This is a genomic window from Mesorhizobium sp. (assembly GCF_017306585.1).
In the GTDB taxonomy this organism is placed as follows: domain Bacteria; phylum Pseudomonadota; class Alphaproteobacteria; order Rhizobiales; family Rhizobiaceae; genus Mesorhizobium.
This window is the reverse complement of the sequence record NZ_JAFKIC010000359.1, coordinates 1-2,853: the sequence shown is the minus strand read 5'-3', so window position 1 is coordinate 2,853 and position 2,853 is coordinate 1. Positions and strand designations below refer to the sequence as shown.

General features: G+C 63.9%; 4 protein-coding genes. All 4 read left to right on the top strand.

Going from position 1 to position 2,853, the window contains the following annotated elements; translation table 11 throughout:
* Window positions 1–122: 122 nt before the first annotated feature.
* Entirely contained in the window at window positions 123–329 is a 207-nt protein-coding gene (hemP, locus tag J0I79_RS34705; protein ID WP_027051401.1) for a hemin uptake protein HemP, read from the top strand.
* A gap of 20 nt (window positions 330–349) precedes the next feature.
* Window positions 350–1,411, top strand: coding sequence for a hemin-degrading factor (locus J0I79_RS34700; protein ID WP_292870605.1), 1,062 nt, complete (start codon window positions 350–352; stop codon window positions 1,409–1,411).
* An 11-nt stretch (window positions 1,412–1,422) separates the two neighbouring features.
* Window positions 1,423–2,316, top strand: a complete 894-nt coding sequence (locus tag J0I79_RS34695) for a hemin ABC transporter substrate-binding protein (RefSeq protein WP_292870602.1) — start codon at window positions 1,423–1,425, stop codon at window positions 2,314–2,316.
* Between the two features lie 9 nt (window positions 2,317–2,325).
* On the top strand, window positions 2,326–2,853 hold a 528-nt coding region (locus J0I79_RS34690; RefSeq protein WP_292870599.1), incomplete at its 3' end, for an iron chelate uptake ABC transporter family permease subunit.

Sequence of the window (2,853 nt, the reverse complement as noted above, 5' to 3'; positions counted from 1 at the left end):
TGTTGACTCGTTTGCTCCGGTATTGCACTGACTAATAAACATGATTATTCAAGTCAAGAAATGAATCGGCAATTACGCAACGCCTAGCCAGATGCCCGGCACAGGAAAGGGATCGACCCCAGATGAACACGCACAATCCCAACGATTTTCGTTATCGCGTCCGCCGTTCCGATGATGCCTCCGCTCGCTTCGATCGAATCCCGCTGGCGGTGCGAACCCTCTCCAGCAACACCCTTTTCCAGGGTGAGCACGAAATCGGCATCGAACATCACGGCGCTCTCTACCGGCTGAAGATCACCCGGCAGGGCAAGCTCATTCTCAACAAGTAAGAAGGCAACAGGGGTAAGACATGGACCAGCGCGTAAAACCCGCCCCACATGAAATCCGGCGGGCACGGACGGAGAATCCGAAAGCGCGCGAGCGTGACCTGGCCAGCCAGCTTGGCATTTCGGAAGCCGAGCTGGTGGCGGCGCATTGCGGCGATGGTGTCGTGCGCGTCGAGCCGCGTGTCAACGACCTCCTGACCGGGCTCGAGGCCGTCGGCGAGGTGATGGCGCTGACCCGCAACGAAAGCGCGGTGCACGAGAAGATCGGCGTCTACGACAAGGTCGTCACCGGCAACCACAATGCGATGGTGCTCGGCGAGAACATCGATCTGCGCATATTCCCGAAGGTCTGGGCGCACGGCTTTGCCGTCGAAAAGCGCGACGGTGACGAAATTCGCCGCAGCCTGCAGTTCTTCGACGCGGCGGGCGAGGCGGTGCACAAGGTGCATCTGCGGCCGTCCTCGAGCCTCTATGCCTATCAGAAGCTGGTCGCCGCGCTGGAATCGTCGAACCAGGAACCGACGGTCGACATTTCCGGGGCCGTCTCCGACGATGAGAGCGAATCCGGGGCGCCGACGGCAAACCTCGACGATCTGCGCGACCGCTGGAGCCGGCTGACCGACGTGCACCAGTTCTTCGGCATGCTGAAGACGCTGAAGCTCAGCCGCCGCCAGGCCGTGCGCATGGTTGGCCAGGACTATGCCTGGCTGCTCGACAATGACGCGGTCCGCGCCATGTTCCATCACGCCGCCGAAGGCGAGATGCCCATCATGTGCTTCGTGGGCAATCGCGGCTGCATCCAGATTCATTCCGGCCCGGTCAAGTCGATCAAGCCGATGGGGCCGTGGATCAACGTGCTGGACGAGACCTTCCACTTGCACCTGCGCACCGACCATATCCATGAAGTCTGGGCTGTGCGTAAACCGACCAAGGACGGCCATGTCACGTCGCTGGAAGTCTATGCCGCCAATGGCGACATGATCATCCAGTTCTTCGGCAAGCGCCATGAAGGCGAAAGCGAGCGCGACGACTGGCGATTCCTGGCGGAGAACCTGCCGCGCATCCCCAATCCGACCGCGGCCTGAGGAAAAACCAAATGCGCGTTGTTTTCAGTTTTCGCGCGGCGCTTGCGCCGCTGGTCGGCGCTTTGCTCGCTTTCGTGCCCCTGTCTGCCGGGGCCAACGAAGGCGCCGCCACGTTTTCCGATGCCGCGCGGATCGTCTCGATCGGCGGCTCGATCACAGAGATCGTCTATGCGCTTGGCGAGGGGAGCCGTCTGGTCGCCCGCGATTCGACCAGCAACTACCCCGAGGAAGCGCTCAAGCTTCCCGACGTCGGCTATATGCGCCAGCTGTCGCCCGAGGGCGTTCTGTCGGTCAATCCGTCGGGTATCCTGGCGATCCACGGCAGCGGCCCGCAAGCCGCGGTCGATGTGCTGAAAAAGTCGAGCGTGCCTTACATCGAGGTGCCGGAGCATTTCACCCATCAAGGCATCCTCGAAAAGATCCGGCTTGTCGGCAAGGCGCTGGGTGTCGACGCCAAGGCCGAGAAGCTCGCCGCCGAGACGGATGCCAAGCTGACCGCGGCGGAAAAGCAGACGGCGTCGATCAAGGAGCGCAAGCGCGTCCTGTTCGTGCTCTCGACGCAGGGCGGCAAGATCCTCGCGGCGGGCGGCGACACGGCCGCCGACGGCATCATCAAGCTCGCCGGCGCGGTCAATGCCGTGGAGGGCTCCTCCGGCTACAAGACCATGTCGGACGAGGCAATCGTGACAGCCAGGCCCGATGTGATCCTGACGATGAAGGGTGGCGGCCCGCAGATTTCGGCAGACGAGCTCTTTGCCAATCCGGCGATCGCATCGACGCCGGCGGGCGCCGACCGCAAGTTCATCAGCATGTGGGGCGGTTATCTGCTCGGATTCGGTCCGCGCACGGCCGATGCCATCCACGACCTCGCCGTCTCGCTCTATGGCGCGCAGGTCACGGACTGAGCGCGGATCATGGTCGATCAAACGATCGCCGGCCAGGCGGGCGCGATGATGACCGGCGATCGCTCGGGCCGCGCCCGTCTGGTCATCGGCCTGTCCTGCGTCGTGCTTGCGCTGTCCATTTTCTTGTCGCTGACCTCGGGCGCGTCCGACGCGTCAGCGGTTCGGGTTATCCATGGCTGGCTGACGGGAGCCACGCCGGCCGATGCGGCGCTTGCCGCCCGTGACCAGCTGATCGTCTATGACATTCGCATGCCGCGCGTGCTGCTCGGCGTGCTGATCGGCGCGGCGCTTGCCGTGTCCGGCGCGGTCATGCAGGGGCTGTTCCGCAACCCGCTGGCCGATCCCGGCCTTATAGGCGTTTCAGCCGGAGCCAGCCTCGGCGCGGTCGCGGTGATCGTTCTCGGCTCCACGGTGCTTCTGCCCGTGACGGCCCTGTTCGGCACGTTCGCCCTGCCGCTCGCGGCTTTCTGCGGCGGGCTCATAGTGACCCTGCTGCTTTACAGCGTTGCCACGCGGCAGGGTCGCACGTCGGTTGCC

Bases quoted from the DNA above. Each gene is read 5' to 3' on its own strand.
- hemP (WP_027051401.1), top strand. From the start codon at position 123: ATGAACACGCACAATCCCAACGATTTTCGTTATCGCGTCCGCCGTTCC.
- J0I79_RS34700 (WP_292870605.1), top strand. From the start codon at position 350: ATGGACCAGCGCGTAAAACCCGCCCCACATGAAATCCGGCGGGCACGG.
- J0I79_RS34695 (WP_292870602.1), top strand. From the start codon at position 1,423: ATGCGCGTTGTTTTCAGTTTTCGCGCGGCGCTTGCGCCGCTGGTCGGC.